Below are 25,355 nucleotides of genomic sequence, written 5' to 3'. Positions count from 1 at the left end.
CGGTTAAGGCAGCCACGGATTTGGCCGGAAAGGCAGGACCATGGCAAAAGATCAGAAAAAACAGCCCCGTCCCAAGGCGGAAACGCCCAAGGGCTTTCGCGACTATTTCGGCGCGGACGTGACCGAACGCAAGGCGATGCTGGACCGGATCGCCGAAATCTATCATCGCCATGGCTTCGATCCCTTGGAAACCAGCGCCGTCGAGACGGTCGAGGCCCTGGGCAAGTTCCTGCCCGACGTGGACCGCCCGAACGCAGGCGTCTTTGCCTGGCAGGAGGAAGCCGTACCCGGCGGCGGGTCCGGCGACTGGCTTGCGTTGCGTTATGACCTGACGGCGCCGCTTGCGCGCGTGGCGGCGCAGTTCCGCAACGATCTGCCGATCCCCTATCGCCGCTATGCCATGGGGCCGGTCTGGCGCAACGAGAAGCCGGGTCCGGGGCGGTTCCGGCAGTTCTATCAATGCGACGCGGATACGGTCGGCAGCGCGTCGGTCGCGGCGGATGCCGAGATCTGCGCGATGCTGGCCGATGCGCTGGAGGCCGTGGGCATTGCGCGCGGCGACTATCTGGTGCGGATCAATAACCGCAAGGTTCTGAACGGCGTGCTGGAGGCCGCCGAGGTCCGCGCGGATCAGGCCGATGACGTGCTGCGCCAGATCGACAAGTTCGACAAGGTTGGCCGGGAAGGCGTGCTGGCCCTGCTGACCACGGGGCGCAAGGACGACAGCGGCGCGATGATCGAGGGCGTGGGGTTGACGGAAACCCAGGCCCAGCCGGTGCTGGCTTTCCTGACCTCGAAGGGCGCAGACAACGCTGCCACGCTGGACAACCTGCGGACGGCGGTTGGTGCGTCCGCCATCGGGGGCGAGGGCGTGGACGAACTGGCCGAGATCGCCCGGATGCTGGCCACCATGGGCGTGGCCGAGGATCGGGCGGTCATCGATCCCTCGGTGGTGCGGGGGCTTGGCTATTACACCGGTCCGGTCTTCGAAGCGGAACTGACCTTCGAGATCCTGGACGAGAAGGGCCGCAAGCGGCAGTTCGGATCCGTCGCGGGTGGCGGGCGCTATGACGGTCTGGTCGAGCGCTTCACGGGTCAGAAGGTGCCCGCGACCGGCGTGTCCATCGGCGTGGACCGGCTGCTGGCCGCGCTGCGCGCCAAGGGGTTGGCGGGGGCCGAGGCGCAGGGGCCGGTTGTCGTCACGGTCATGGACCGCGATCGGATGGCGGATTACCAGGCCATGGCTGCTGACCTGCGCGCAGCGGGCATCCGGGCCGAGGTCTATCTGGGCAACCCCAAGAACTTCGGCAACCAGTTGAAATATGCCGACAAGCGCGGCGCCCCGGTGGCGATCATCCAGGGCGGGGACGAGGCCGCGCGCGGTGTGGTGCAGGTCAAGGATCTGGTCCTGGGCGCGCGCATCGCTGCCGAGGCCAGTCTTGACGAATGGAAGGCGCAGCCTGCCCAGACCGAGGTGCCTCGCGCCGATCTGGTCGCGGAAGTGCGGCGGATCATCGGATGATCCCCAAGCGCGACAAGCAGGCCATCGGCCAGCGGTTCCTGTCGGCCTTCCGTGACGCGGGCGCCGCCGAGGTCGCGCCCGATATCCTGCTGCCCGCCGACACCCTGCTGGATCTGTATGGCGAGGATATTCGCGCCCGCGCCTATACCTCGACCGATCCGCTGCGGGGCGAGGTGATGCTGCGCCCGGATTTCACGGTGCCGGTGGTGCAGATGCACATGGCGGGCGGGGCCGAGCCCGCGCGCTACTGCTATCTAGGCGAGGTCTTCCGCAAGCAGGATCCGGGTGACGAACGCCCCGCCAATCCGCGCGACAACGAATATCTGCAAGCCGGGTTCGAACTGTTCGCCCATGACCCCCAAGCGGATGCCGAGATCTTTGCGCTGTTCCACCGGCTGCTGGCACCGTGGCGCCTGCGCGCGGTCACGGGCGATATGGGGCTGGTGATGGATGCCATCCGTGCCCTGCCGTTGTCCGATGCCCGGCAGGACGCCCTGCTGCATCACGTCTGGCGGCCAGGGCGGTTCAGCCGGCTTCTGGCGCGCTTCTGCCGCCCGGCGATGCCGCGCGACTTTGCGCCAGGCGCTGCCGCCTGGACAGGCCTGCGGTCCGAGGAGGAAATGGAACGGCGCATGGCAAGACTGAAGGCGGATCAGGACGCCAGCCCCCTGGACGGGACGTGGATCGCCCGGCTGGACCGGCTGTTCGCCATCAGCGCGCCCTTGCCCGAGGCAGTTCGGACACTGGCCGATCTGGCACGGGAATGGCCCGATCTTGTCCCCGCCATCCGCCGCATTGAGGAACGCGCGGCGATGCTGGGGGATCGCGGCATTTCACCCGGAACCGTGCTGTTCGACGCAAGCCATGGGCGGCAGACGATGGAATATTACGACGGCTTCACCTTCAGCTTTCTGGCCGAAGGGCGTGCAGGCTGGCCGCCTGTCGCATCCGGCGGGCGTTACGACGCGTTGACCGCCGTGCTGGGGCGCGGCGGCCGCGCCATTCCCGCGGTCGGCGGCATCATCCGCCCAGGCCTGATTGCCGAACTGGAGGCCGCATGATCCGGCTTGGCGTGCCGTCCAAGGGGCGGCTGATGGAACAGACCTTCGACTGGTTCGCGGCGCGCGGCGTCACCCTGTCGCGCAGCGGGTCGGACCGCGAATATGCGGGGCGGGTCGATGGCGCGGACGGGGTGTCGCTGGTCCTGCTGTCGGCGGGCGAGATCCCGCGCGAACTGGCGGCCGGGCGGATCGAACTGGGCGTGACAGGCACAGACCTGGTACGCGAGAAGCTGGCGGGCTGGCGGTCGGATCTGGTCGAGATCGCGCCGATGGGTTTCGGCCATGCCGATCTGATCCTGGCGGTGCCGGACTGCTGGCGCGATTGCGAGAACCTGGACGACTTCGCCTCGATCACCCGCGACTTCCGGGCCGCGCATGGCTTTCGGCTGCGGATCGCGACCAAGTATCACCGGCTGGTCCGCGCCTTCCTGGCGAAACACGAAGTCGCGGATTACCAGCTTGTGGACAGCCAGGGCGCGACCGAGGGCACGGTGGCGAACCTGACCGCCGAGGCAATCGCCGACATCACTAGCACCGGCGAGACCTTGCGCGCCAACCACCTGAAGATCCTGCCCGACACGGTGATCCTGGAAAGCCAGGCGACGCTGTTCGCCAACCGCCAGGCCGCGGCCACCCCGCCGATGCGCGCCCTTGCCGCCAAGCTGGGACTGGCCGACGCCGCCTTTTAAAGCCATTCCCCGGCAGCCCTTGACGGTTCCTTGAACAACAATGAGCCGCGACGGGGGATCGGAACCGGCGGTGGCGCGTTGAGACAGCCTCACCGCAAGGAAAGGGAACCGACATGGTCAACGCAAGCGAGATCAAGGAACACATGGAAATCGTCGGCGCGGACGGCGTTCACGTCGGCAAGGTCGATCACGTCGAGGGCGACCGCATCAAGATGACCCGCAAGGACGACGAGCACGGCCAGAAGGACCAGCACCACCACTATGTCCAGTTGTCGGCGGTGGCGTCCTGCGACGGAGGCAAGGTCTGGCTGTCGGCGGACGCTGCCAACGCGCGCCAGTTGTTCCAGGAACAGGACGGCTCGCCCGTCAATCACTCGGGCTGAGGCCCGGTGCCTGGAAGGGATGCGCGCAGACCGCGCATCCCTTGGCCCCTACAGTCCCACCAGGGCGCGGGCGAAATCCTGCGCGTCGAAGGCGTCCAGGTCGTCGATCTGCTCGCCCACGCCGATAGCATGGATCGGCAGGCCGAAGCGGTCGGCAAGCGCCACCAGCACGCCGCCGCGTGCCGTGCCATCCAGTTTCGTCATCACCAGGCCGGACACATCGGCCAGCTGGCGGAAGGTTTCCACCTGGTTCAGCGCGTTCTGGCCGGTGGTCGCGTCAAGCACCAGAAGGGTATTGTGCGGCGCGGTCGGATCCTTCTTGCAGATCACGCGGACGATCTTGGCCAGTTCCTCCATCAGATCCTGGCGGTTCTGCAGCCGGCCCGCCGTGTCGATCATCAGCAGGTCGGCGCCCTCGGATTCGGCCCGCACCATGGCATCATAGGCGAGGCTGGCCGGATCGCTACCCTGTGGGGCGACCATGACCGGCACGCCCGCGCGCTGACCCCAGATCTGCAACTGCTCGACCGCGGCCGCGCGGAAAGTGTCGCCTGCCGCGATCATCACCGACTTTCCGGCAGACCGGAACTGGCTGGCCAGCTTGCCGATGGTGGTGGTCTTGCCCGCGCCGTTCACGCCCACCACCAGCACGACCTGCGGCTTTTTCGGATAAAGAGGCAGGGGACGCGCAACCGGGGCCATGATGCGCGCGATCTCTCCGGCCAGCAGTTCCTTGAGTTCGGTGGACGACACCCGGCGGCCCATCCGGCCTTCGGCGATGTTCGCCGTCACGCGCAGCGCGGTATCGACGCCAAGGTCGGCCTGGACCAGCATGTCCTCCAGATCCTCCAGCATCTCGTCGTCCAGGGCGCGGCGCGGTTCCTCGGGGCGCGCGGCGGCGGGGGCGGTGCCGAACAGGCGGCCCACCAGGCCCGGCGAAGGGGCGGCAGGCGCCGGTTGTTCCGCGACCGGGGCGGGCGCGGCCTCGACGATGCCGTCCAGGCCTTCGCCGATCTTCGAGGACGATCGCGTCAGCCGGTCTCGCAATTTGGTGAAAAACGACATGCGCGCACCTTTCCAATTCGCCGGTGAACCTAATCCCTGCGGGCCGAAAGGAAAAGGGCGGCAAATCGCTGCTTTCAACCCGCCCTGCCTTGCGCTAGACCCTGCACCGGACATTTTTCGGCGAATGGAAGGACCGTTCATGGCCAATGTGGTGGTTGTCGGCGCGCAATGGGGCGACGAGGGCAAGGGCAAGATCGTCGATTGGCTGAGCGAACGGGCCGATGTGATCGCCCGCTTCCAGGGCGGTCACAACGCCGGGCACACGCTGGTCATCGGCAACACGGTCTTCAAGCTGTCGCTGCTGCCCTCGGGCATCGTGCGGGAAGGCAAGCTGGCCGTGATCGGCAACGGCGTCGTGCTGGACCCTTGGGCGCTGTTTTCCGAAATCGACAAGCTATCGGCACAGGGCGTCAAGATTTCGACCGACAACCTGATGATCGCGGAGAACACCCCGCTGATCCTGCCTCTGCACCAGGATCTGGACAAGCTGCGCGAGGAAGCGGCGGGCAAGGCCAAGATCGGAACCACCGGGCGGGGCATCGGCCCGGCCTATGAGGACAAGGTCGGCCGCCGCACGATCCGCGTGGCGGATCTGGGCGACGAGGAAACGCTGGACGCGCGGCTGGACCGCCTGCTGGCCCATCACGACGCGCTGCGCCAGGGGCTTGGCGCGGAGCCCATTGACCGGGCCGAGTTGAAGGCAAAGCTGATGGAGGTCGCGCCGAAGCTGCTGCCCTATGCCCAGCCCGTCTGGAAGATCATGGCGGACGCGCGCAAGGCCGGAAAGCGCATCCTGTTCGAAGGCGCGCAGGGGTCGCTCTTGGACATCGACTTCGGCACCTATCCCTATGTCACCAGCTCGACCACCATGTCGGGGATGGCGGCGTCCGGGACCGGCATGGGTCCGTCGGCCATCGGTTTCGTGCTGGGGATCGTCAAGGCCTATACAACCCGCGTGGGCGAAGGCCCGTTCCCGACCGAATTGCACGACGGGGACGGCCAGCGTCTGGGCGAACGCGGGCATGAATTCGGCACTGTGACGGGTCGCAAGCGGCGCTGCGGCTGGTTCGATGCGGTTCTGGTGCGCCAGACCTGCGCGATCAGCGGCGTGAACGGCATCGCGCTGACCAAGCTGGACGTGCTGGATGGGTTCGAGACGCTGAAGATCTGCGTGGGCTATGAGATCGACGGGGTGAAATACGATTATCTGCCGACCGCCGCCGCGCTGCAGGCCAAGGTCACGCCGATCTACGAGGAAATGGAAGGCTGGCAGGAATCGACCCAAGGCGCGCGCAGCTGGGCCGATCTTCCGGCCGCCGCGATCAAGTATGTCCGCCGGGTCGAGGAACTGATCCAGTGCCCTGTCGCGCTGCTCTCGACCAGTCCCGAGCGGGACGATACGATCCTGGTGACGGATCCTTTTGCGGACTGAGGGCGCAAGCCGGGGGTTTCACACCCCCGGACCCCCGTGGGATATTTATCCACAGAAGATGAAAGGGAGGCGGCGATGAACCTGAAGACGCGCAAGAGGCTGTCGCTGCTGATCCTGGTCATCGGGCTGCCGCTTTACATCGTTGCGGCGGTGACGCTGGTCAACTGGATGGATGCCCGCTGGGGCCGCCAGCCGATCCTGGTCGAGGTCGCGGTTTATGTGGGCCTTGGCATCCTGTGGGTGCTGCCCTTCAAGCGGGTCTTTTCCGGCATCGGGCGCGGGGAATGATCCCGCCCGTCGTCATCTCGGACCGGGGGGTGACGGTGATCGGGGGCGGCACGGCCACGCCCTATGACCTGCAGACTGCGCTTGCGGTGGCGCCCACCCTGGTGGCGGCGGATGGCGGGGCGGACCGGGCGCTTGCCCTGGGCCAGCCGCCCGACTGGGTGATCGGGGATCTGGACAGCATCACGTCACAGGCCCGCCGCATGATCCCGTCCGGGCGCATCTGCCATGTGGCCGAACAGGACAGCACCGATTTCTCCAAATGCCTGACCCGGATCGCCGCGCCCTTCGTGATGGCCGTGGGCTTTGCCGGGTTGCGGCTGGACCATACCCTGTCGGCGCTGACCACCATGGCCAGCACACCCCGGCCTTTCGTGATCCTGCTGGCATCCGATGACGTGGTGTTTGTCGCGCCGCCCCGGCTGACCCTGCCGCTGATGCCGGGGACGCGCGTGTCGCTTTACCCGATGGGTCCGGCGCGCGGGATCAGCACCGGCCTTGAATGGCCGATCGAGGGGATCGAGTTCGCGCCGGGCGGACGGGTCGGCACCTCCAACATGGCGAACGGGGTCGTGACCCTGCGGATCGAGGGCAAGATGCTGCTGATGCTGCCTCGCAGCACGCTGGGAACCGTGATGACGGCGCTGCGCCTACCGGCCTGACTGATCAAAGCCCCGTGCGGCGGTTGCCGCCTTGGCCGGGATGGCTTATCTGCAAGGGGCGAACCCCGGAGGCCTCCATGTCGCTGAACCCGATCCGTCCCTGGCGCAATATCGAACGCCGGAAGTCGCGCCAGATCATGGTGGGCAACGTGCCAGTGGGGGGCGACGCCCCGATCAGCGTGCAGACCATGACCAACACCAACGGCCATGACGTGCGCGCGACGCTGGACCAGGTGATCCGGGCGGCCGATGCGGGGGCCGACATCGTTCGGATCAGCGCGCCCGATCAGGAAACGACGCGGGCGCTGCGCGAGATCTGCCGCGAAAGCCCGGTGCCGATCGTGGCTGACATCCATTTCCACTACAAGCGCGCCATCGAGGCCGCCGAGGCGGGCGCGGCCTGCCTGCGCATCAATCCGGGCAATATCGGCGATGCGGCGCGCGTCCGCGAGGTCATCAAGGCGGCCAAGGACCACGGTTGTTCGATCCGCATCGGGGTGAACGCGGGATCGCTGGAGCGGCACCTGCTGGAGAAATACGGCGAGCCTTGCCCGGACGCGATGGTCGAATCTGGCCTGGATCACATCAAGATCCTGCAAGACAACGACTTTCACGAATTCAAGATCAGCGTGAAGGCCAGCGACGTGTTCCTGTCCGCCGCCGCCTATCAGCAGCTGGCGGAGGCGACGGACGCGCCGATCCACCTGGGCATCACCGAGGCGGGTGGTTTCGTGGGCGGCACGGTGAAATCCGCCATCGGCCTGGGCAACCTGCTGTGGATGGGCATCGGGGACACGATCCGCGTCAGCCTGTCCGCCGACCCGGTCGAGGAGGTCAAGGTAGGGTTCGAGATCCTCAAGTCGCTGGGCCTGCGGACGCGGGGGGTGCAGATCATTTCCTGCCCCTCCTGCGCGCGGCAGGGCTTCGACGTGATCAAGACCGTCGAAAAGCTGGAAAAGCGGCTGGAGCACATCAAGACTCCCATGTCGCTGTCGATCATCGGCTGCGTGGTCAATGGGCCGGGCGAGGCGCTGATGACCGACATCGGCTTCACCGGCGGCGGCGCGGGCAGCGGCATGGTCTATATGGCTGGGCGGCAGAGCCACAAGATGAGCAACGACCAGATGATCGACCATATCGTGCAATTGGTCGAGGAACGCGCCGAGAAGATCGAGGCGGAAGCCACGCAGACTGCCGCCGAGTGATGCGTCCCGCGGTGGCCGGGGGCGCTTCGCCCCCCGGTCCCCCGAGGGTATTTGTGCAAAGAAGAAGCGCTCAGCCGCCGGTATGGCTCATGTGGCGGGACATCTGGCCAGCGACGCTTTGACGCGAGTAGTCGAAATCGTGGCCCTTGGGCTTGTGGGCAATGGCTGCGCGGATGGCGTCCTTCAGGACCATATCATCAGATGATGCGCGCAGGGGCGCGCGCAGGTCGGCGCGGTCTTCCTGGCCCAGGCACATGTAAAGCTCTCCGGTGCAGGTCAAGCGGACGCGGTTGCAGCTTTCGCAGAAGTTATGGGTCAGGGGCGTGATGAAGCCGATCTTCTGGCCGGTTTCCTGCAGGCGCACATAGCGGGCAGGGCCTCCGGTCCGTTCTGCCAGGTCGATCAGGGTAAATCGCTCGGCCAGGCGGGCGCGCAGGTCGGATAACGGCCAATACTGGTCCAGCCGATCCTCGTTCCCCAGGTCGCCCATCGGCATGACCTCGATGAAGGTCAGGTCGTGGCCCTCGTCCCCGCACCAGCGGACGAGGTCGAACAACTCGCTGTCGTTCACGCCCTTGAGGGCGACCGCGTTGATCTTGACCCGCAGGCCTGCGGCAGTGGCGGCGCGGATGCCGTCAAGCACCTGCGGCAGGCGGCCCCAGCGGGTGATCGCCGCGAACTTGTCGGGGTCCAGCGTGTCCAGCGACACATTGACCCGCCTGACGCCGCAATCGGCCAGTTCGCTGGCATAACGGCCAAGCTGGCTGCCGTTGGTGGTCAGCGTCAATTCGTCCAGGCCCGCGCCCAGGTGCCGCGACATGTCACGGAAGAAGGACATGATGTTGCGCCGCACCAAGGGCTCGCCCCCGGTGATGCGCAACTTGCGGACGCCCAGGTCCACGAAGGCGCTGCACAGGCGGTCCAATTCCTCCAGCGTCAGAAGCTCGGCCTTGGGCAGGAACTGCATGTGCTCGGCCATGCAATAGACGCAGCGGAAATCGCAGCGGTCCGTCACCGATACCCGCAGATAGGTGATCGGCCGCGCGAAGGGGTCGATAAGAGGGGCCGCCTGTTGCATGTCCCCAATCTAGGGGCACGGGGCGCCGCAGACAAGCGGCGACTGGCTGTGGACGGGGCCGCTTTATGCGGGCTAGGTTGAAGCTGAATATGGGACAGAAGGGACAATCCATGCGTATCACCACCGCCCTAACGACGCTGATCCTGACCGCCGGGCTGCTGGCGGGCTGCACCCAGGGGGCGATGACGGCCAGCCGAACCACTGCGGCCCCGCAGACGCAGATGACCGGCGAACAAGTCGCCGCCGCGACCGCCATCACCCGCGCGCCCGCGCCTCGGCCAGCGGCCCGCGCCACCCCTGCGCAACTAGATACCACGACGCCGGAACAGCGCGCCGCCGCCGCGCAACCAGCACAGGCGGCCGAGGTCCGGCTGGGCAGCACCATCGCCTCGCTTGGCAATCCGTCCGAGGGCGGGTTCTGGATCAAGACGCCGCTGGTCAAGGAGCGCGGGCTAGGCCGGATCGTGGATCCCTCCACCGGCAAGTCGGCCAAGGTGGACCTGATCCCGCTGGATGGTCCGGCCAGCGGCGGTTCGCAGGTGTCCTTGCCCGCGCTGCAACTGCTGGGCGTGTCGCTGACCGATCTGCCGACGATCGAGGTTTATCGGCCCTGAACCAGCCGCGCGGCTTCCTTGCGCGCAAAGGACTTCATGCGCGCGCCGTGATCGGCTAGGAAGGCCCGGACGCGGGGCGCGTCGCGCTTGGACAGGTCGCGCAGCCACCAGGCGATGGCCTTCTGGATGAACCAGTCACGGTCCTCCGCCAGCCGGGCCGCCCAGTCCAGCACGCGCTCGCGCTGGGCCAGGTCATCCGGCTTGGGGTTGTTCATCTTGGCCCAAGGCAGGGTGCCGACCAGGGCGGCGCGGCGGGCCCATGTGTTCGGATGGTCCAGCCAGGTTTCGACCTGGTCCAGCCTGCCGGGGTCGGCCACCAGCCGCTTCTGCCCCGCGATCATGGCGTGGTCGGCGATGGCCCAGCCGTCGAAATCGGCCGCCCAGCCAGCGATCAGCGACCAGATGGCATCGTCGGGGCGGATGCGCGCCTGGGTCAGCAGCTTGGCTGCGGCAATGCGGGCTTCGTGGATGTCGCTGGCCCACAGCTCTGCTGCCAAGGCGATACGTCCATCCACGTCCCGCCCCGCGCGCCATTCGGCCACCAGGTCGTCGATCTGGGGGTTCGATACCCCCAGATAGGCGCGCGGCGCCTTGTGATAGGCCAGCATCTGTTCGGCCTTGTCAGGGTCGGCCAGTGCCCGCAGCGCGTCAAGTTCGTTCATTCCAGCCTCCGTTCCGCCGCTTCTAGGAAGGCGGGCCGCCATGCGCAAGAACGGGGTGGCAACGCGGGGGTGCTAGCGGTAAAAGACCCGCGCAATCAACAGGTGTTCTCATGTCCCATTCGTCCGAGCCCCGCCCGATGACCGCCCGCCGCAGCGGACCCCTGACCGGCGTTGCCACCGTGCCGGGCGACAAGTCGATCAGCCACCGGGCGCTGATCCTGGGGGCGCTATCGGTGGGCGAGACCCGGATCACCGGGTTGCTGGAAGGCGAGGACGTGCTGGACACCGCCAAGGCGATGGAAGCCTTCGGCGCGCAGGTCGCACGTCTGGGTGATGGCGAATGGTCGGTCCACGGCGTGGGCGTCGGCGGGTTTTCGGAACCGGCGGGCGTGATCGACTGCGGCAATTCGGGCACCGGCGTGCGGCTGATCATGGGGGCCATGGCCACCACGCCCATCACCGCGACCTTCACGGGCGATGCCAGCCTGTCGCGCCGCCCGATGGCCCGCGTAACCGATCCGCTGGCGCTGTTCGGCGCGCAGATCACCGCGCGCGAGGGCGGGCGGCTGCCCATCACCATTCAGGGCGCGGCCGATCCGCTGCCCGTGCGCTATCGCACCCCCGTCCCCAGCGCGCAGATCAAGTCGGCGATCCTGCTGGCGGGCCTGAATGTTCCGGGCGAGACGGTGGTGATCGAATCCGAGCCGACCCGCGATCATTCCGAACGGATGCTGGCGGGCTTTGGCGCCGATATCCGCACCGAGACCACCGCCGAAGGCCATGTGATCACGCTGCATGGCCGCCCCGAACTGCGCGCGCAGCCGGTCGCCGTGCCGCGCGACCCGTCAAGCGCCGCCTTTCCCGTCGCCGCCGCCCTGATCGTGCCGGGATCCGAGATCCGGGTGCCGGGCGTCAGCCGCAACCCGACGCGCGACGGGCTGTATGTGACGCTGCTGGAAATGGGCGCCGACATCGCCTTCGAGAACGAGCGCGAGGAAGGGGGCGAGCCGGTGGCGGATCTGGTCGTCCGCCATGGTCCGCTGAAGGGCGTGACCGTGCCTGCCGAACGCGCGGCCAGCATGATTGACGAATTCCCGATCCTGTCCGTGATCGCCGCCTTTGCCGAAGGCACGACGGTGATGAATGGCGTGGCGGAACTGCGCGTCAAGGAAAGCGACCGGATCGACGCCATGGCGCGCGGCCTTGAAGCCAATGGCGTGCGGGTCGAGGAAACGCCCGACAGCATGACCGTGCATGGCACGGGCAAGGTGGCAGGCGGCGGTACGGCGGCCACGCATCTGGATCACCGCATCGCCATGTCCTTCATGGTGCTGGGGCTGGCGGCCGATGCGCCGGTTTCCATCGACGATGGCGCGCCGATCGCGACCTCTTTCCCCAGCTTCCTGCCGCTGATGCAGGGGTTGGGGGCGGACCTGAGCTAGGCCACGCGTTCGTCGAACTTGGCCTCGATATTGTTGCCGTCGGGGTCGCAGAGATAGGCCGCATAATAGCCGGGGTGATAGTCCCGCAACCCCGGCCCGCCATTGTCGTTGCCCCCCGCCTTCAGACCGGCGGCGTGGAAGGCTTCGACCTCGGCCCGCGAACGGGCGGTGAAGGCCAGGTGGATCCGGCTGGGCGGCGTGTCGGCATCCGCCTGATCCAGGTAGAAGGAGCCAATCTCCAGCCAGTCGCGGCCGCTTCTGACTTCGCTGCCCCGGCCCAGGGACTCGAAGATGGCCTGGTAGAAGGCCATGGCCTCATCCAGATGGACCGAGCGCAGGTGGATATGGTCGATGAGGGGTGGGATCATTTCTGTCATGCGCGCCTCCGGCATTTGAACGCAGAGGCAGCGCATTGGTTCGGCAAATGTTTATTAGGCCCGCTGCGGATAGCCGACGGCACGCAGGGCCACCGCGATCTCATCGAGGATGGCGGGGTCGTCGATGGTGGCGGGCGTCTTGAAGTCCTCGCCATCGGCAATCTTGACCATCGTGGCGCGCAGGATCTTGCCCGACCGGGTCTTGGGCAGGCGATCCACGACGCAGGCCGTCCTGAAGGCCGCGACGGGGCCGATCTGGTCGCGGACCATGCCCACGACCTCCTTGACGACCTGGGCATCCGGGGTATTCGTGCCTTTCTTCAGGCAAAGAAGCCCCAGCGGCATCTGCCCCTTCAGGCTGTCGGCCACGCCGATCACCGCGCATTCGGCGACGGCGGGGTGGGCTGACAGAACCTCCTCCATCGCGCCGGTGGAGAGGCGGTGGCCCGCGACGTTGATCACGTCGTCGGTGCGCGCCATGATATACAGGTATCCGTCCTCGTCGATGTAACCCGCGTCTCCGGTCTCATAATAGCCGGGGAAGTGGGACAGGTAGGACTTGCGGAACCGATCCTCGGCGTTCCACAGCGTGGGCAGGGTGCCCGGCGGCAAGGGCAGCTTGATCGCCACCGCGCCCAGGGTGCCCGCCGGAACAGGGTGCCCGGATTCGTCCAGAACCTGCACGTCATAGCCCGGCAGCGTGACCGAAGGGCTGCCGCGTTTCACCGGCAGAAGCTCGATCCCCACGGGGTTCGACACGATGGGCCAGCCGGTTTCGGTCTGCCACCAGTGGTCGATCACCGGCACGCCCAGCTTTTCCTCGGCCCATTGGATCGTATCAGGATCGGCGCGTTCGCCCGCCAGATACAGTGTCTTGAAATGGCGAAGGTTGTAGTCGCCGATCAGCTTGCCATCGGGATCCTCGCGGCGGATGGCGCGGATCGCCGTGGGCGCGCTGAACACGGACTTTACGCGGTGATTCTGGATCACGCGCCAATAGGCGGCGGCGTCTGGGGTGCCCACCGGTTTGCCCTCGAAGACGATGGTGGTGGCGCCCACGGTCAACGGACCATAGCAGATATAGCTGTGGCCCACGACCCAGCCCACATCGGATCCCGCCCAGAACACATCGCCCGCGTCGATGTCATAGACATGCTTCATCGACCAGGCGAGCGCGACCAGATGCCCGCCCGTATGGCGCACCACCCCCTTTGGCTGCCCGGTCGTTCCCGAGGTATAGAGCACATAGGCCGGATGGTTGCCTTCGACCGGTACGCATTCCGCCGGTTCAACGCCATACTGGAAGCTGTGCCAGGCCACATCGCGGCCCGGGATAAGCTGCGCGACTTCCTGTTCGCGCTGGAAGATCACGCAGAAATCGGGCTTGTGGGTCGCTTCCTCGATCGCGCGGTCCAAGAGCGGCTTGTAGAGGACGATCCGCCCCGGCTCCAGTCCGCAGGATGCGGCGATGATGGCCTTGGGCGTGGCGTCGTTGATGCGGACGGCCAGTTCATGCGCCGCGAAGCCGCCGAAAACGACCGAGTGGATGGCGCCAAGGCGCGCGCAGGCCAGCATCGCCTCCAGCGCCTCGGGGACCATGGGCATGTAGATGATGACCCGGTCGCCCTTCTGGATTCCCTTGGCGCGCAGGGCGCCCGCAAGGCTGGCCACCCGGTCGCGCAGTTCGGCATAGGTGATGCCGCGATAGGACCGGGTGATCGGGCTGTCGTGGATGATGGCAAGCTGGTCGCCGCGCCCGGCCTCGACATGGCGGTCCACGCAGTTCCAGCAGGCGTTCAGGCTGCCGTCCGCGAACCATTCCCCCGCCGGTCCCCGATCGAAGAACGCCCGGCTTGGGGGGCGGTCCCAGTCGATCTGCCGGGCGGCCTGCATCCAGAACCCCTCGGGGTCGGCCTGCCAGGCGGCATAGGTGTCGCGGTAAGACATGCTTCGCTTCTCCCCTCACTCCCCCGTCTTGTTACGAAGCCAGTGGGGGATCGCGCAACGGTGTTAGCGAAAGCAGGAAGCCAGCCGCAGCCAGATTTAGCAAAAACAGGTAAAGCCGCTTTGCAATCATCGCTGCAAAGAGACCTATACCGGCACCGCCGCTTTGCAAATGCAGCAATGCAGATGCAGCGGGCCTGGGCGATCATCAGCCGAATCGCCCAGGCCACGTCGCGTCAACTGTAATGCGCGACCGGAGTTCCCGCGATGACGCTCATGTTCAGCAGGCCGCGCGTGGTGATGGACGGGGTGACGATATGGGCGCGGTTGCCCATGCCCATCAGGATCGGCCCGACCTCCAGCCCGTTGGCGCGCATCTTCAGCGCGTTCCTGACGCCCGACGCGGCGTCCGTGCCCGCGAAGACCAGCACGTTCGCCACGCCTTCCAGCCGCGATCCGGGGAAGATGCGTTCGCGCAGCGCCGGATCCAGGGCGGCATCGACATGCATTTCGCCGTCATACATGAAGTCGGGCTTTCTCGCGTCCAGCATGGCCAGGGCTTCGCGCATCTTGCGGCCCGTATAGGTGTCGAGGTTCCCGAACTGCGAATGGCAGCACAGCGCGATCTTGGGCGTCAGGCCGAAGCGGCGGACGTGGCGCGCAGCCCCCATCACCGTCTCCATCACCTGCTGCGGCGTCGGATCATCGTGGCATTGCGTGTCGGCCACGAACAGCGGCCCGTCTTCCAGGATGATCATCGACAGCGCGCCGATGGGCGACAGCCCGTCGCGGGCTAGAATCTCGCGGATATAGCGCAGGTGCCAGGTATATTGTCCGAAGGTGCCGCAGATCAGGCTGTCGGCCTCGCCCCGGTGGACCATGACGGCGGCGATGGCGGTGGTGTTGGTGCGCATGATCGCGCGGGCGATGTCGGGGCTGACCCCGCGCCGGGCCATCAGCTGGTGATAGGTTTCCCAGTAATCGCGATAGCGGGGGTCGTTCTCAGGGTTCACGATCTCGAAATCGCGTTCGGGGCGGATCGGCAGGCCCGCGCGTTCGGCGCGCATGGCGATGACCTCGGGGCGGCCGATCAGGATCGGCACGTCGGTCGTTTCCTCCAGCATGGCATTGGCGGCGCGCAACACGCGCTCATCCTCGCCCTCGGCAAAGGCGATGCGGCGGGTGGCGGTGGCGGCGGCCTCGAAGACCGGACGCATGATGAGCGCGGAGCGGAAGACGGAACTGTCCAGCTTGCGCTTGTAGGCGTCCAGGTCGGCGATGGGCCGCGTCGCCACGCCGGTTTCCATCGCGGCGCGGGCCACGGCGGAACTGACCACGCCGACAAGGCGCGGGTCGAAGGGCTTGGGGATCAGGTATTCCGGCCCAAAGGTCAGCGTCTCGCCCCGGTAAGCCGCCGCCGCTTCGGCAGCAGTCGTGGCGCGGGCGAGGGCTGCGATACCTTCGATGCAGGCAAGCTCCATCTCCAGGTTGATGGTGGTAGCGCCCACATCCAGCGCGCCTCGGAAGATGAAGGGGAAGCAGAGGACGTTGTTCACCTGGTTCGGAAAATCGCTGCGGCCCGTGGCGATGATCGCGTCGGGGGCGACAGAGCGGGCATCATCCGGCAGGATCTCCGGCGTGGGGTTAGCCAGGGCGAAGATGATCGGGCGGCGGGCCATTTTCGCCACCATCTCGGGCTTCAGCACGCCGGGGCCGGACAGGCCCAGGAACATGTCGGCGCCCTCGATCACCTCGGCCAGGGTGCGGGCCTCGGTGTCCTGGGCGAAGGCGGCCTTCTGGACGGTCATATCCTCGACCCGGCCCTTGTAGACCAGCCCGTGGATGTCGCAGAGCCAGACGTTCTCGCGTTTCACGCCCAGCTTCAGCAGCATGTTGAGGCAGGCGATCCCCGCCGCCCCGCCGCCGGTCGAGACGACCTTGATGTCCTCGAACCGTTTTCCGGCGACGTGCAGGGCGTTCGTCGCAGCCGCGCCGACAACGATGGCGGTGCCATGCTGGTCGTCATGGAAGACCGGGATGTTCATCCGTTCGCGGCAAAGCTTCTCGACGATGAAGCAGTCGGGCGCCTTGATGTCCTCAAGGTTCACCGCGCCAAAGGTCGGCTCCAGCGCGCAGACGATGTCGGCCAGCTTTTCGGGGTCGGATTCGTTCACCTCGATATCGAAGCAGTCGATATTGGCGAATTTCTTGAACAGGACGGCCTTGCCCTCCATCACCGGCTTGGACGCGGCCGCGCCGATATTGCCCAGCCCCAGGACCGCCGTTCCGTTCGACACGACAGCGACCAGGTTCCCGCGCGAGGTATAGCGGCTGGCATTGGCGGGATCGGCCTTGATCTCCAGGCAGGCCTCGGCCACGCCGGGGGAATAGGCGCGGCTCAGGTCGCGGCCGTTCGCCAGTGGCTTCGTGGCCCGGATTTCCAGCTTACCGGGGCGCGGGAATTCGTGATAATCCAGTGCCTCTTGCCGGGCGTTGTCCTGCCTGCGTTCTTCCATGTCTGCCCCCGTGTCATCAAAATTGGTTGACCGTTAAACCATTTTCCAGGCCGGGAACAGAAGCCTTCGACTTGCGTTAGCGCCAGCCCTGCGCAAAACTGATGATCCAATTGGTGGAGAATGGCGAATGTCGCTTCTGGATGCCGCCCGCGAGGTGCGCGAGATGGCCTATGTGCCCTATTCCCGCTTCAAGGTCGGCGCCGCCATTCGCGGCGCTTCGGGCGCGATCTATCGCGGCTGCAACGTGGAAAACGTGGCCTATCCCGAAGGCACCTGCGCCGAAGCCGGAGCCATCGCTGCCATGGTCGCGGCCGGCGAGACGGAACTGATCGAGGTCGCGGTGATCGCCGACAGCCCCTCGCCCGTGCCGCCCTGCGGCGGCTGCCGCCAGAAGCTGGCGGAATTCGGCAAGGGGCATACGCCCGTCCTGCTGGCAACGGTGGACGGCGCGACGCTGGCGACAACGGTCGGCGAATTGCTGCCCGGCCGCTTCGACGCCGGGCACATGGCCAAGGCGGAATGACCGACCCGCGGCCCGTCATTTCAGCCATCCGGGACGGCCGTGGCCTGGACGGTCCAGGTGCGGCGTTGATCGCACAAGGGCTGGCGGATGGCTCGGTCAGCGATGCGCAGGCGGGGGCCTTTGCGATGGCGGTCGTGACCAAGGGCATCGGGGTTCCGGGCCGCGTGGCGCTGACGCGGGCGATGCGCGATTCGGGCCATGTCCTGCACTGGGATCTGCCGGGGCCGGTGGTGGACAAGCATTCGACCGGCGGCATCGGCGATGCGGTCAGCCTTGTGCTGGCGCCCTTGCTGGCGGCGGCGGGCATGTTCGTGCCGATGATTTCGGGCCGGGGCCTGGGCCATACCGGCGGCACCCTGGACAAGCTGGAGGCGGTCCCTGGCTATCGCTGCGACCAGTCCGAGGATGATTTCCGCCGCATCGTGCGCACGGTCGGCTGCGCCATTGTCGCGGCCAACCGCGATTTCGCCCCCGCCGACCGCAGGCTTTATGCCATCCGTGACGAATCGGCGACGGTGGAATCCATCGACCTGATTACGGCGTCCATCCTGTCGAAGAAGCTGGCGGCGGGATTGCAGGCCCTGGTGCTGGACGTGAAGGCCGGGTCGGGCGCGTTTCTGCGCAAGGCCGAATCCTCGCGGCGGCTGGCCGAGGCCTTGGTGGAAACGGCGAATGGCGCAGGCTGTGCGACATCGGCGCTGATTACCGACATGGACCAGCCCCTGGCCCGCAGCGCCGGAAACGGACTTGAGGTGGCCGAGGCGATCCGCGTGTTGCGGGGCGAGGGCGGCGCGCTGCGCGACTTGACCATGGCCTTGGGGGCGGAGGTTCTGCGGCTTGCAGGGCAAGGGGATCAGGGGCTGGCATGTCTGCTGGATTCCGGCAAGGCGGCCGAGGTCTTCGGCCGCATGGTCGCGGCCCAGGGCGGCCCCGCCGACCTGCTGGACCGTCCCGACGCGCATCTGTCCCCCGCGCCGGTGATCCGGCCCGTGCCGACGCCCGAAGGCCGCGTGGCCCAGATCGACGTGACCGCGCTTGGTCATGCCGTTGTCGCGCTTGGCGGCGGCCGCGTCCGCGCGGGCGAAGCCATCGACCCGCGCGTCGGCCTGTCCATGCTGGCGAAACTGGGCGAGGGGGTCGGCCCCGGCCGCCCCTTGGCCCTGGTCCATGCCGCCGACGACACCGCGGCCGAGGTCGCCATCGCCGCCGTCACCGCCGCCTATCGCCTTGGCGAGGGTGGCGAACCCGGCCCCCTGGTCCGCGACAGGATCGCGCCGTGACGGACCGGCGCGCCTTCCTGATCGTGATGGACAGCGTCGGCATCGGCGGGGCGCCCGATGCGGATGGGTTCTTCAACGACCACCTGCCCGATACCGGCGCCAATACCCTGGGCCATATCGCGCAGGCACAGGTGCTGAACATGCCGAATCTGGCGCGGCTTGGCCTTGGCGCGGCGGTCAGGCTGGCCTCGGGGCAAGATGCGCCGGGGCTGATGGTGCAGCCGCAGGGGCTGTGGGGGGCTGCCACGGAAATCTCACGCGGCAAGGACACGCCTTCAGGCCACTGGGAAATCGCGGGCGTGCCGGTGCCGTGGGACTGGCATTATTTCCCCGACACCACCCCGGCCTTTCCGCCCGAGGTCACGGCGCGGATCTGCGAACTGGCGGGGACCGAGGGAATCCTTGCCAACCGCCACGCCTCGGGGACCGAGGTGATTGAGGATTTCGGAGCCGAGCATATCCGTACCGGCTGGCCGATCTGCTATACCTCGGTGGACAGCGTCCTGCAGATCGCCGCGCATGAGGACCATTTCGGCCTGGATCGGCTGATTTCGTTGTGCGAATCGCTGGCGCCCACCCTGCACGCCATGCGCGTGGGCCGGGTCATCGCACGGCCCTTCGTGGGCGAGTCGCCGGGCGACTTCCGCCGCACCGGCAACCGCCGCGACTTCGCCATCGCGCCGCCGGGCCGCACCATCCTGGACATCGCGCAGGGGGCAGGGCGCGTGACCCATGCCATCGGCAAGATCGGCGACATCTTCAGCCGTCGCGGCATCACCCATCTGCACAAGGGCAAGTCCGATACCGATCTGGCGGACCATCTGATTCGCCTGGGAAGCGAAGCCGAACCGGGCAGCCTGACCTTTGCCAATTTCGTCGAATTCGACACGAATTTCGGTCATCGCCGCGACATTCCGGGCTATGCCGCGCAACTGGAATGGTTCGACGGGGTGGCGGGCCGGTTCCTCTCCACGCTGCGTCCCGGAGATCTGGCGATCTTCACCGCCGACCATGGCAACGATCCCTCCTGGCGCGGCACCGACCACACGCGCGAACGGGTGCCGGTGCTGGGGCATGGTCTGGGCGCGCGAGAGATCGGATTAGTGGGCTTCAGCGACATCGGCGCCTCGGTCATGGCGCATCTGGGCCTGCCGCTGCCGGATCATGGAAGGTCGTTCCTGTGAAGAAGATCGAACTGCACCTGCATCTGGAGGGCGCCGCCCCGCCTGCCTTCATCCGCAGCCTTGCCGCCGAAAAGCACGTCGACCTGACCGGCGTCTTCGACGAGGCCGGCAACTATGCCTATGACGGCTTCGAAGGATTTCTGCGCTGCTACGAGGCCGCGACCAGCGTGCTGCGGACCCCGCAGGACTATGCCCGTCTGCTGGCCGAGGTTTTGGAATGGTCAGCCGAACAGGGCGTCATCTATACCGAGCTTTTCGTCTCGCCCGAGTTCTGCGGTGGCGGCGACCTGTCGGCCTGGCGCGATTATCTGGCCGCGATGACCGAGGTCGCCGACAAGGGGCGCGGCGGCGGCATCGACAGCCGAGCGATCCTGACCGCCATCCGCCATTTCGGCCCCGACCGCGCGAAAAAGACCGCGATCTGCGCGGCGGAAACGGCGGGCGATTGGGTCACAGGCTTCGGCATGGGCGGGGCCGAAAAGGTGGGCCGCGCGACCGATTATGCCTGGTCCTTCGATTGCGCGAAGGAAGCGGGGCTGGGGCTGACCTGCCATGCAGGGGAATGGGCCGGGCCGGACAGCATCCGCGACGCCCTGTCGCTTGGCTGCACCCGCATCGGCCACGGCGTACGCGCCGTCGAGGATCCGGCCTTGGTCCGCGATCTGGCAGACAAGGGCGTCACGCTGGAAATCTGCCCCGGATCGAACGTCGCGCTTGGCGTCTATCCGTCCTGGTCCGCCCATCCCATCGCGCGGCTGGCCGATACGGGCTTGCGCGTCACCGTATCCACCGACGATCCGCCCTTCTTCCACACGACGATGCGTCACGAATACGACCGGCTTGCCGATGCCTTCGGTTGGGGCGATACGGAGTTCGCGCAGATCAACCGCTGGGCCGCCGATGCCGCCTTCTGCGACCAGGCGACCCGCGACTGGCTTTTGAAGGAGTTTCCGTGAACCAGCACCTGACCGTCATCGACCACCCGCTTGTCCAGCACAAGCTGACGATCATGCGCCAGAAGGACGTGTCCACCGCCGGATTCCGCCGCCTGCTGCGCGAGATCAGCCTGCTGCTGGCCTATGAGGTCACGCGCGAATTGGAACTGACCATGACGCGAATCGAGACGCCGGTCTGCGAAATGGACGCGCCCACGCTGGAGGGAAAGAAGCTCGCGCTGATCTCGATCCTGCGGGCGGGCAACGGGCTTCTGGACGGGATCCTGGAAATGATCCCTTCGGCCCGTGTGGGCTTTGTCGGCATGTATCGCGACCCCGAGACGCTGATGCCGGTTGAATATTACTGCAAGGTGCCCAAGGAACTGGATGCGCGGCTGACCATCGTGGTCGATCCGATGCTGGCCACCGGCAATTCCTCGGTCGCGGCCATCGACATGCTGAAGGCGCGGGGAGCCACCAACCTGCGTTTCCTGTGCCTGCTGGCCGCGCCCGAAGGGGTGGAACGGATGCGGCAGGCCCACCCGGACGTGCCGATCTTCACCGCATCCCTGGACGAACGGCTGGATGACCACGGCTATATCGTGCCGGGCCTGGGTGATGCGGGCGACCGGATGTTCGGAACCAAGTAGAGCCGTTAACCGGCGCTTCAGGCTTTCGGCCTATCCAGGGTTCATGAAATCGAATCGCGGGTGGCCGATGCGGGTCTTTGCTTGGATGGTGCTGGTGCTTTGGCTGCCGGGGCGGGTCTTGGCCGCGCCCGAACCGCCCCCGCCCGGTGATTATCCGGGCGCGCAATATATCGACCGCACCGGCTGCGTCTTCCTTCGCCAAGGGGCCGACTGGGTTCCCCGACGGGACAAGGAAGGCGCCCCGATCTGCGGCTTCCCCCCCAGCCAGCCAGCCCAGTTGTCCGAGGCGCCCGAAACCCCGCCCTCGCCCGAGGAGATGCTGACCGCAGTCCTGGCCGAGGGGCTGCGATCCGGCGATCTGGTCGCCGATGCCTCTGCCACGCCGCTGGCTCCGGCAGCGCCTGATCCTGCGCAGGCCGAACTGGACGCGACGCTTGCCCAGCGGGTCGAACTCGACAGCCGGATCCGCGGCGTCATGGCGGGTCGTGCGCCGGATGGTTTGTGCGCGCGGCTGGGCTATCACCCGTCGGGCGACGCCCTGCCGATCATCGGCGGGGACGTGACACAGGGCCTGTGTCCCGGCATGTCGGCGCCTGCCAACGGTCCTGCCGTCATTATTGCAACGGCTGTTCCACAGAATGCCCAATCTTCGGCGATTGCCGAACCCCCTGCAAAGGCGCAGCGTCGGTCAGCCGCCGCCAAGTCCGTTCCTGTGAAACCCGCCTCGGTCATCGCCCGCCGTCCCGCACCGCCGCAGCCGGCGACAGCGCAGGTCGAGATGATCCCGGCCCATGCGCGCTATGTCCAGATCGGCATCTATGCGGACGAAGCGAATGCCCTTGCGGCCCTGCGGCGCCTGTCGGGGATGGGATACCGGACGGCGCAGCGGAAGGAACGCAGGGATGGTGCGCCAGGAAAAGCCATCCTTGCCGGACCGTTTGCGGACAGGCAGGCCTTGGTGGCAGCCCTGACTCGATTGCGCGCGAATGGCTATCCGCGGGCGGTGGCGCGGTAGGTTTACGTTCCAGGGTCCAGACATGCAAAGGGGGCGCGAACGCCCCCGGAAAATCCTGTGCTGGTCTGGGCTGTCAGGCCGCGCGGCGCGTCTCAACCACGCGCGGAGCTTCTTCGCGGGTGAAATAGCCAAACATCTGATCCAGCACGGCATCGGCCTGGGCCTGCAACTTGCGGGCGGCGAGGCTGAGGGGTTGTGCGGTGTTCTGTGCCATTGTCCTGTCTTCCGGTCGGAGTAGTCCTCCCGCGGCAACAGATAGGGCCGGCATGCCACGGTGTCCAGCCGGGCGACGTTGCGTCAGAAGCGCCGCAAGGCTGCCATGCACTGGCTGCATCAGCCAACCGTCACCATGCGATGTTTTTTCTTGCCCACCGAAACCTTCAGCCCGTCCCCGATCAGCGCCGCATCGACGGCCATCTGCGGATCCGACACCGCCTGGTTGTTCAGCCGCAGCCCGCCTTCGGCGATCAGGCGCTTGGCTTCCTTGCCCGATGCGGTGATGCCGGTCTGCACCAGCAGTTGCGCAACCGTCAGCCCGCCCGACAGGGCGTCCGCGCCGATGGTCGCGACCTCCAGATCGCCGCCCGCGCCGCCTTGTTCAAAGACCTCGCGCGCGGTCGCCTCGGCGCTTGCGGCAGCATCCGCGCCGTGAAGCAGGGTCGTCACCTCATTGGCAAGTCGGACCTTGGCTTCGTTGATCTCGGACCCTTGCAGCGCGCCCAGACGGTCGCATTCCTCGGCCGGAAGCTCGGTGTAAAGCTTCAGGAAGCGGCCCACATCCGCGTCGGTGGTATTGCGCCAGAATTGCCAGAACTCATAGGGCGACAGCATCGCGCCGTTCAGCCAGACCGCGCCGCCCGCCGACTTGCCCATCTTGCGCCCGTCGCTGGTCGTCAGCAGCGGCGAGGTGAGGCCCCAGATTACCGCGTCATCCACCCGCCGCGTCAGGTCGATGCCATTGACGATGTTGCCCCACTGGTCCGACCCGCCCATCTGCAAGCGGCAGCCATAGCGGCGGTGCAGTTCCAGGAAGTCATAGGCCTGCAGGATCATGTAGTTGAATTCCAGGAAGGACAGCGACTGTTCGCGGTCCAGCCGGGACTTCACCGACTCGAAGGACAGCATCCGGTTGACGCTGAAATGCCGCCCGATGTCGCGCAGGAACTCCAGGTAGTTCAGCCCGTCCAGCCATTCGGCGTTGTTCAGCATGGTGGCCCGGCCATCGCCATAATCCAGATAGCGCGCGAAGACCTGCTGCATCCCGTCGATGTTCGACTGGATCGCGGCCTCGTCCAGCAGCGGGCGCTCCTCGGACCGGAACGAGGGGTCGCCCACCTTGGTCGTCCCGCCGCCCATCAGCGTGATCGGCCGGTTGCCGGTCCTCTGGAACCAGCGCAGCATCATGATGTTCAGCAGGTGGCCCACATGCAGGGATGCCGCCGTCGCGTCATAGCCGATATAGGCCGTGACCGGGCCGTCCAGCAGCGCCTGGTCCAGCGCCGCGTAATCGGTGCAGTCGGCGACATAGCCGCGCTCAATCATCACGCGCAGGAAATCGGACTTGGGCTGAAAGGTCATCGGCTTTTTCCTTCTGGTCGGCGCGGATATACCGGCTGCGGCAGGGAAGGAAAAGCGCGATGATCCGGGTTCTGGGAATGATGTCGGGCACCTCGATGGACGGGGTGGACGCGGCGATGATCGAAACCGACGGGGTGCGGATCGGCGGCTTCGGGCGCAGCGCGTTCCGCGCCTATTCGGACAACGAGTCTGCCGCGCTGCACGCGGCGCTTGGCTGCTGGCCCGGCGATCCGGGCGTGGCCGAAGCTGCGGATATTTCCATCGCAAGCCATGCCGCGATGGCCGCCGATTTCCCTGACGCCGGGTTGATCGGCTATCACGGTCAGACCCTGGCGCATGATCCGCAGGGCAGGGGGACGCATCAGGCGGGCGACGGCGCGCTGCTGGCGAAGATGGCGAACCGTCCCGTGGTCTGGGACTTCCGCAGCGAGGATGTGCGGCAGGGCGGAGAGGGCGCGCCGCTTGCGCCCTTCTTCCACTGGGCCTGCGCTGGCTGGGCCGTGGGGCAAGGGCACCTGCCGCCGCAGCCGGTGGCCTTCCTGAACCTGGGCGGGGTCGGCAACATCACCTGGGTCGATCCGGCGGCCCCGGCCCCTGAAGCGCCGGGCGCCTGCCTTGCCTTCGACACCGGCCCTGCCAATGCGCCGATCAACGACCTGCTGCGGCGCAGGCTTCGCCGCAGCCATGACCAGGACGGCGTGCTGGCAGCGGCGGGCAGGGCGGATGACGCCATCGTCGCCGACTTCCTGCGGCACCCGTGGTTCGACCGGCAACCGCCCAAGTCGCTGGACCGCGACCAATTCGCGGACCTTGCCCCCGCTGTCGAGCCGCTGACGGATGCCGATGCCGCCGCCACCCTGGTCGCGGCCCTGACAGGCGCGGTCGCGGCAGGCTTCCGCTGGCTGCCCCAAACGCCGGCCACGGTTCTGGTCTGCGGCGGCGGGCGGCGCAATCCGGCGATCATGGCGCGGCTGGCGCAAGACCTGCCCTGCGACGTGCAGCCGGTCGAAGCCGCGGGCCTCGACGGCGACATGCTGGAAGCGCAGGCCTTCGGCTGGCTGGCGGCCCGCGTCATGCGAGGACTTCCGACCTCGGGGCCGACGACCACCGGCGTTCCCGCGCCCTGCTGCGGGGGGCGGATCAGTTATCCACGCGGCCAGTGCGGATTTTTTCCGGCGCGCCCTTGACGGGGGCTGGCTGTCTGCGTAAACCCCCCTCACCCCGGCGGGCGAAACGGTCGGGGTGGTGAGTGT

The 25,355-nt window shown here is 67.1% G+C and carries 25 protein-coding genes; 17 read left to right on the top strand and 8 right to left on the bottom strand.

What is annotated here, in order from left to right:
* The first annotated feature begins 40 nt into the window (after positions 1 to 40).
* The 4 genes from hisS (at position 41) to AAIL68_RS09605 (ending at position 3,655) form a co-directional block, all read left to right on the top strand.
* Positions 41 to 1,522: a histidine--tRNA ligase gene (hisS, locus tag AAIL68_RS09620; protein ID WP_347139562.1), complete on the top strand. Its 1,482-nt coding sequence runs from the start codon at positions 41 to 43 to the stop codon at positions 1,520 to 1,522.
* Entirely contained in the window at positions 1,519 to 2,583 is a 1,065-nt protein-coding gene (locus AAIL68_RS09615; protein WP_347139561.1) for an ATP phosphoribosyltransferase regulatory subunit, read from the top strand. Before hisS ends, AAIL68_RS09615 begins: the two co-directional genes overlap by 4 nt.
* A complete protein-coding gene (gene hisG, locus AAIL68_RS09610) occupies positions 2,580 to 3,272 on the top strand; it encodes an ATP phosphoribosyltransferase (protein WP_347139560.1) in 693 nt (230 codons plus the stop codon). The genes AAIL68_RS09615 and hisG overlap by 4 nt, the downstream gene beginning before the upstream one ends.
* Positions 3,273 to 3,385: 113 nt before the next feature.
* Positions 3,386 to 3,655: a DUF2171 domain-containing protein gene (locus AAIL68_RS09605; RefSeq protein WP_306752513.1), complete on the top strand. Its 270-nt coding sequence runs from the start codon at positions 3,386 to 3,388 to the stop codon at positions 3,653 to 3,655.
* Positions 3,656 to 3,703: 48 nt separating this feature from the next.
* Here the strand turns inward: AAIL68_RS09605 and ftsY are convergent, their stop codons facing one another.
* On the bottom strand, positions 3,704 to 4,720 hold the full coding sequence (gene ftsY / locus AAIL68_RS09600) for a signal recognition particle-docking protein FtsY (protein WP_347139559.1): 1,017 nt from the start codon (positions 4,718 to 4,720) through the stop codon (positions 3,704 to 3,706).
* 139 nt (positions 4,721 to 4,859) lie between these two features.
* On the opposite strand from ftsY, the gene AAIL68_RS09595 reads away from it, so the two are divergent.
* From AAIL68_RS09595 to ispG, 4 genes are all read left to right on the top strand, one after another.
* Positions 4,860 to 6,152: an adenylosuccinate synthase gene (locus AAIL68_RS09595; RefSeq protein WP_347139620.1), complete on the top strand. Its 1,293-nt coding sequence runs from the start codon at positions 4,860 to 4,862 to the stop codon at positions 6,150 to 6,152.
* A 75-nt stretch (positions 6,153 to 6,227) separates the two neighbouring features.
* Positions 6,228 to 6,440, top strand: a complete 213-nt coding sequence (locus AAIL68_RS09590; RefSeq protein ID WP_347139558.1) for a DUF2842 domain-containing protein — start codon at positions 6,228 to 6,230, stop codon at positions 6,438 to 6,440.
* Positions 6,437 to 7,099 (top strand): thiamine diphosphokinase, encoded by a 663-nt coding sequence (locus AAIL68_RS09585; protein WP_347139557.1) that lies wholly within the window; start codon positions 6,437 to 6,439, stop codon positions 7,097 to 7,099. The genes AAIL68_RS09590 and AAIL68_RS09585 overlap by 4 nt, the downstream gene beginning before the upstream one ends.
* 77 nt (positions 7,100 to 7,176) lie before the next feature.
* Complete coding sequence (gene ispG / locus AAIL68_RS09580) at positions 7,177 to 8,304, top strand: flavodoxin-dependent (E)-4-hydroxy-3-methylbut-2-enyl-diphosphate synthase (RefSeq protein ID WP_347139556.1); 1,128 nt, start codon at positions 7,177 to 7,179, stop codon at positions 8,302 to 8,304.
* A gap of 70 nt (positions 8,305 to 8,374) precedes the next feature.
* Here ispG and moaA read toward each other — a convergent pair whose 3' ends face one another.
* A complete protein-coding gene (gene moaA, locus AAIL68_RS09575; protein WP_347139555.1) occupies positions 8,375 to 9,382 on the bottom strand; it encodes a GTP 3',8-cyclase MoaA in 1,008 nt (335 codons plus the stop codon).
* 110 nt (positions 9,383 to 9,492) lie between these two features.
* Between moaA and AAIL68_RS09570 the strand changes: the two genes are divergently transcribed.
* On the top strand, positions 9,493 to 9,996 hold the full coding sequence (locus AAIL68_RS09570; protein WP_347139554.1) for a hypothetical protein: 504 nt from the start codon (positions 9,493 to 9,495) through the stop codon (positions 9,994 to 9,996).
* Here the strand turns inward: AAIL68_RS09570 and AAIL68_RS09565 are convergent.
* Positions 9,984 to 10,658 carry a DNA alkylation repair protein gene (locus tag AAIL68_RS09565; protein ID WP_347139553.1) on the bottom strand — a complete coding sequence of 225 codons (675 nt, stop codon included), beginning with the start codon at positions 10,656 to 10,658 and terminating at the stop codon, positions 9,984 to 9,986. The two genes, AAIL68_RS09570 and AAIL68_RS09565, sit on opposite strands and share 13 nt — an antisense overlap.
* A gap of 110 nt (positions 10,659 to 10,768) precedes the next feature.
* On the opposite strand from AAIL68_RS09565, the gene aroA reads away from it, so the two are divergent.
* Positions 10,769 to 12,100 carry a 3-phosphoshikimate 1-carboxyvinyltransferase gene (gene aroA, locus AAIL68_RS09560; RefSeq protein ID WP_347139552.1) on the top strand — a complete coding sequence of 444 codons (1,332 nt, stop codon included), beginning with the start codon at positions 10,769 to 10,771 and terminating at the stop codon, positions 12,098 to 12,100.
* On the opposite strand, the gene AAIL68_RS09555 is transcribed toward aroA, so the two are convergent.
* The 3 genes from AAIL68_RS09555 to AAIL68_RS09545 form a co-directional block, all read right to left on the bottom strand.
* A complete protein-coding gene (locus AAIL68_RS09555; protein ID WP_347139551.1) occupies positions 12,097 to 12,477 on the bottom strand; it encodes a VOC family protein in 381 nt (126 codons plus the stop codon). The genes aroA and AAIL68_RS09555 overlap by 4 nt on opposite strands.
* A gap of 54 nt (positions 12,478 to 12,531) precedes the next feature.
* On the bottom strand, positions 12,532 to 14,424 hold the full coding sequence (locus AAIL68_RS09550) for a propionyl-CoA synthetase (protein WP_347139550.1): 1,893 nt from the start codon (positions 14,422 to 14,424) through the stop codon (positions 12,532 to 12,534).
* A 233-nt stretch (positions 14,425 to 14,657) separates the two neighbouring features.
* Positions 14,658 to 16,937, bottom strand: a complete 2,280-nt coding sequence (locus AAIL68_RS09545; RefSeq protein WP_347139549.1) for an NADP-dependent malic enzyme — start codon at positions 16,935 to 16,937, stop codon at positions 14,658 to 14,660.
* Between the two features lie 127 nt (positions 16,938 to 17,064).
* Here AAIL68_RS09545 and AAIL68_RS09540 point away from each other — a divergent pair, with 127 nt between their 5' ends.
* The 6 genes from AAIL68_RS09540 (at position 17,065) to AAIL68_RS09515 (ending at position 22,524) form a co-directional block, all read left to right on the top strand.
* Positions 17,065 to 17,460: a cytidine deaminase gene (locus AAIL68_RS09540; RefSeq protein WP_347139548.1), complete on the top strand. Its 396-nt coding sequence runs from the start codon at positions 17,065 to 17,067 to the stop codon at positions 17,458 to 17,460.
* Complete coding sequence (locus tag AAIL68_RS09535) at positions 17,457 to 18,740, top strand: thymidine phosphorylase (RefSeq protein WP_347139547.1); 1,284 nt, start codon at positions 17,457 to 17,459, stop codon at positions 18,738 to 18,740. The genes AAIL68_RS09540 and AAIL68_RS09535 overlap by 4 nt, the downstream gene beginning before the upstream one ends.
* Positions 18,737 to 19,924 (top strand): phosphopentomutase, encoded by a 1,188-nt coding sequence (locus AAIL68_RS09530; RefSeq protein ID WP_347139546.1) that lies wholly within the window; start codon positions 18,737 to 18,739, stop codon positions 19,922 to 19,924. The genes AAIL68_RS09535 and AAIL68_RS09530 overlap by 4 nt, the downstream gene beginning before the upstream one ends.
* Positions 19,921 to 20,880, top strand: coding sequence for an adenosine deaminase (locus tag AAIL68_RS09525; RefSeq protein WP_347139545.1), 960 nt, complete (start codon positions 19,921 to 19,923; stop codon positions 20,878 to 20,880). Before AAIL68_RS09530 ends, AAIL68_RS09525 begins: the two co-directional genes overlap by 4 nt.
* Positions 20,877 to 21,509 carry a uracil phosphoribosyltransferase gene (upp, locus tag AAIL68_RS09520; RefSeq protein WP_347139544.1) on the top strand — a complete coding sequence of 211 codons (633 nt, stop codon included), beginning with the start codon at positions 20,877 to 20,879 and terminating at the stop codon, positions 21,507 to 21,509. The genes AAIL68_RS09525 and upp overlap by 4 nt, the downstream gene beginning before the upstream one ends.
* A gap of 67 nt (positions 21,510 to 21,576) precedes the next feature.
* Entirely contained in the window at positions 21,577 to 22,524 is a 948-nt protein-coding gene (locus AAIL68_RS09515) for an SPOR domain-containing protein (RefSeq protein WP_347139543.1), read from the top strand.
* Between the two features lie 73 nt (positions 22,525 to 22,597).
* Here AAIL68_RS09515 and AAIL68_RS09510 read toward each other — a convergent pair whose 3' ends face one another.
* Together AAIL68_RS09510 and tyrS are read right to left on the bottom strand one after the other, a co-directional pair.
* Entirely contained in the window at positions 22,598 to 22,738 is a 141-nt protein-coding gene (locus tag AAIL68_RS09510; protein WP_347139542.1) for a hypothetical protein, read from the bottom strand.
* 119 nt (positions 22,739 to 22,857) lie between these two features.
* Positions 22,858 to 24,102 carry a tyrosine--tRNA ligase gene (gene tyrS, locus AAIL68_RS09505; protein WP_347139541.1) on the bottom strand — a complete coding sequence of 415 codons (1,245 nt, stop codon included), beginning with the start codon at positions 24,100 to 24,102 and terminating at the stop codon, positions 22,858 to 22,860.
* Positions 24,103 to 24,161: 59 nt separating this feature from the next.
* On the opposite strand from tyrS, the gene AAIL68_RS09500 reads away from it, so the two are divergent.
* The gene (locus AAIL68_RS09500; RefSeq protein WP_347139540.1) at positions 24,162 to 25,289 is read left to right on the top strand and encodes an anhydro-N-acetylmuramic acid kinase; all 1,128 of its coding nucleotides are present in this window, start codon (positions 24,162 to 24,164) and stop codon (positions 25,287 to 25,289) included.
* Positions 25,290 to 25,355: the final 66 nt, after the last annotated feature.

The sequence above is a fragment of the Paracoccus sp. SSK6 genome, assembly GCF_039770665.1.
In the GTDB taxonomy this organism is placed as follows: domain Bacteria; phylum Pseudomonadota; class Alphaproteobacteria; order Rhodobacterales; family Rhodobacteraceae; genus Paracoccus.
This window is presented reverse-complemented; position numbering and strand designations above follow the sequence as displayed.

What these genes read in the sequence shown, in the direction of transcription:
- moaA (WP_347139555.1), bottom strand. Translation starts at nt 9,382, where the DNA reads ATGCAACAGGCGGCCCCTCTTATCGACCCCTTCGCGCGGCCGATCACC.
- AAIL68_RS09515 (WP_347139543.1), top strand. Translation starts at nt 21,577, where the DNA reads ATGCGGGTCTTTGCTTGGATGGTGCTGGTGCTTTGGCTGCCGGGGCGG.
- AAIL68_RS09615 (WP_347139561.1), top strand. Translation starts at nt 1,519, where the DNA reads ATGATCCCCAAGCGCGACAAGCAGGCCATCGGCCAGCGGTTCCTGTCG.
- AAIL68_RS09590 (WP_347139558.1), top strand. Translation starts at nt 6,228, where the DNA reads ATGAACCTGAAGACGCGCAAGAGGCTGTCGCTGCTGATCCTGGTCATC.
- ftsY (WP_347139559.1), bottom strand. Translation starts at nt 4,720, where the DNA reads ATGTCGTTTTTCACCAAATTGCGAGACCGGCTGACGCGATCGTCCTCG.
- AAIL68_RS09595 (WP_347139620.1), top strand. Translation starts at nt 4,860, where the DNA reads ATGGCCAATGTGGTGGTTGTCGGCGCGCAATGGGGCGACGAGGGCAAG.
- aroA (WP_347139552.1), top strand. Translation starts at nt 10,769, where the DNA reads ATGTCCCATTCGTCCGAGCCCCGCCCGATGACCGCCCGCCGCAGCGGA.
- ispG (WP_347139556.1), top strand. Translation starts at nt 7,177, where the DNA reads ATGTCGCTGAACCCGATCCGTCCCTGGCGCAATATCGAACGCCGGAAG.
- AAIL68_RS09510 (WP_347139542.1), bottom strand. Translation starts at nt 22,738, where the DNA reads ATGGCACAGAACACCGCACAACCCCTCAGCCTCGCCGCCCGCAAGTTG.
- AAIL68_RS09540 (WP_347139548.1), top strand. Translation starts at nt 17,065, where the DNA reads ATGTCGCTTCTGGATGCCGCCCGCGAGGTGCGCGAGATGGCCTATGTG.
- AAIL68_RS09605 (WP_306752513.1), top strand. Translation starts at nt 3,386, where the DNA reads ATGGTCAACGCAAGCGAGATCAAGGAACACATGGAAATCGTCGGCGCG.
- tyrS (WP_347139541.1), bottom strand. Translation starts at nt 24,102, where the DNA reads ATGACCTTTCAGCCCAAGTCCGATTTCCTGCGCGTGATGATTGAGCGC.
- AAIL68_RS09535 (WP_347139547.1), top strand. Translation starts at nt 17,457, where the DNA reads ATGACCGACCCGCGGCCCGTCATTTCAGCCATCCGGGACGGCCGTGGC.
- hisS (WP_347139562.1), top strand. Translation starts at nt 41, where the DNA reads ATGGCAAAAGATCAGAAAAAACAGCCCCGTCCCAAGGCGGAAACGCCC.
- AAIL68_RS09570 (WP_347139554.1), top strand. Translation starts at nt 9,493, where the DNA reads ATGCGTATCACCACCGCCCTAACGACGCTGATCCTGACCGCCGGGCTG.
- AAIL68_RS09555 (WP_347139551.1), bottom strand. Translation starts at nt 12,477, where the DNA reads ATGACAGAAATGATCCCACCCCTCATCGACCATATCCACCTGCGCTCG.
- AAIL68_RS09545 (WP_347139549.1), bottom strand. Translation starts at nt 16,937, where the DNA reads ATGGAAGAACGCAGGCAGGACAACGCCCGGCAAGAGGCACTGGATTAT.
- hisG (WP_347139560.1), top strand. Translation starts at nt 2,580, where the DNA reads ATGATCCGGCTTGGCGTGCCGTCCAAGGGGCGGCTGATGGAACAGACC.
- AAIL68_RS09585 (WP_347139557.1), top strand. Translation starts at nt 6,437, where the DNA reads ATGATCCCGCCCGTCGTCATCTCGGACCGGGGGGTGACGGTGATCGGG.
- AAIL68_RS09550 (WP_347139550.1), bottom strand. Translation starts at nt 14,424, where the DNA reads ATGTCTTACCGCGACACCTATGCCGCCTGGCAGGCCGACCCCGAGGGG.
- AAIL68_RS09565 (WP_347139553.1), bottom strand. Translation starts at nt 10,658, where the DNA reads ATGAACGAACTTGACGCGCTGCGGGCACTGGCCGACCCTGACAAGGCC.
- AAIL68_RS09500 (WP_347139540.1), top strand. Translation starts at nt 24,162, where the DNA reads ATGATCCGGGTTCTGGGAATGATGTCGGGCACCTCGATGGACGGGGTG.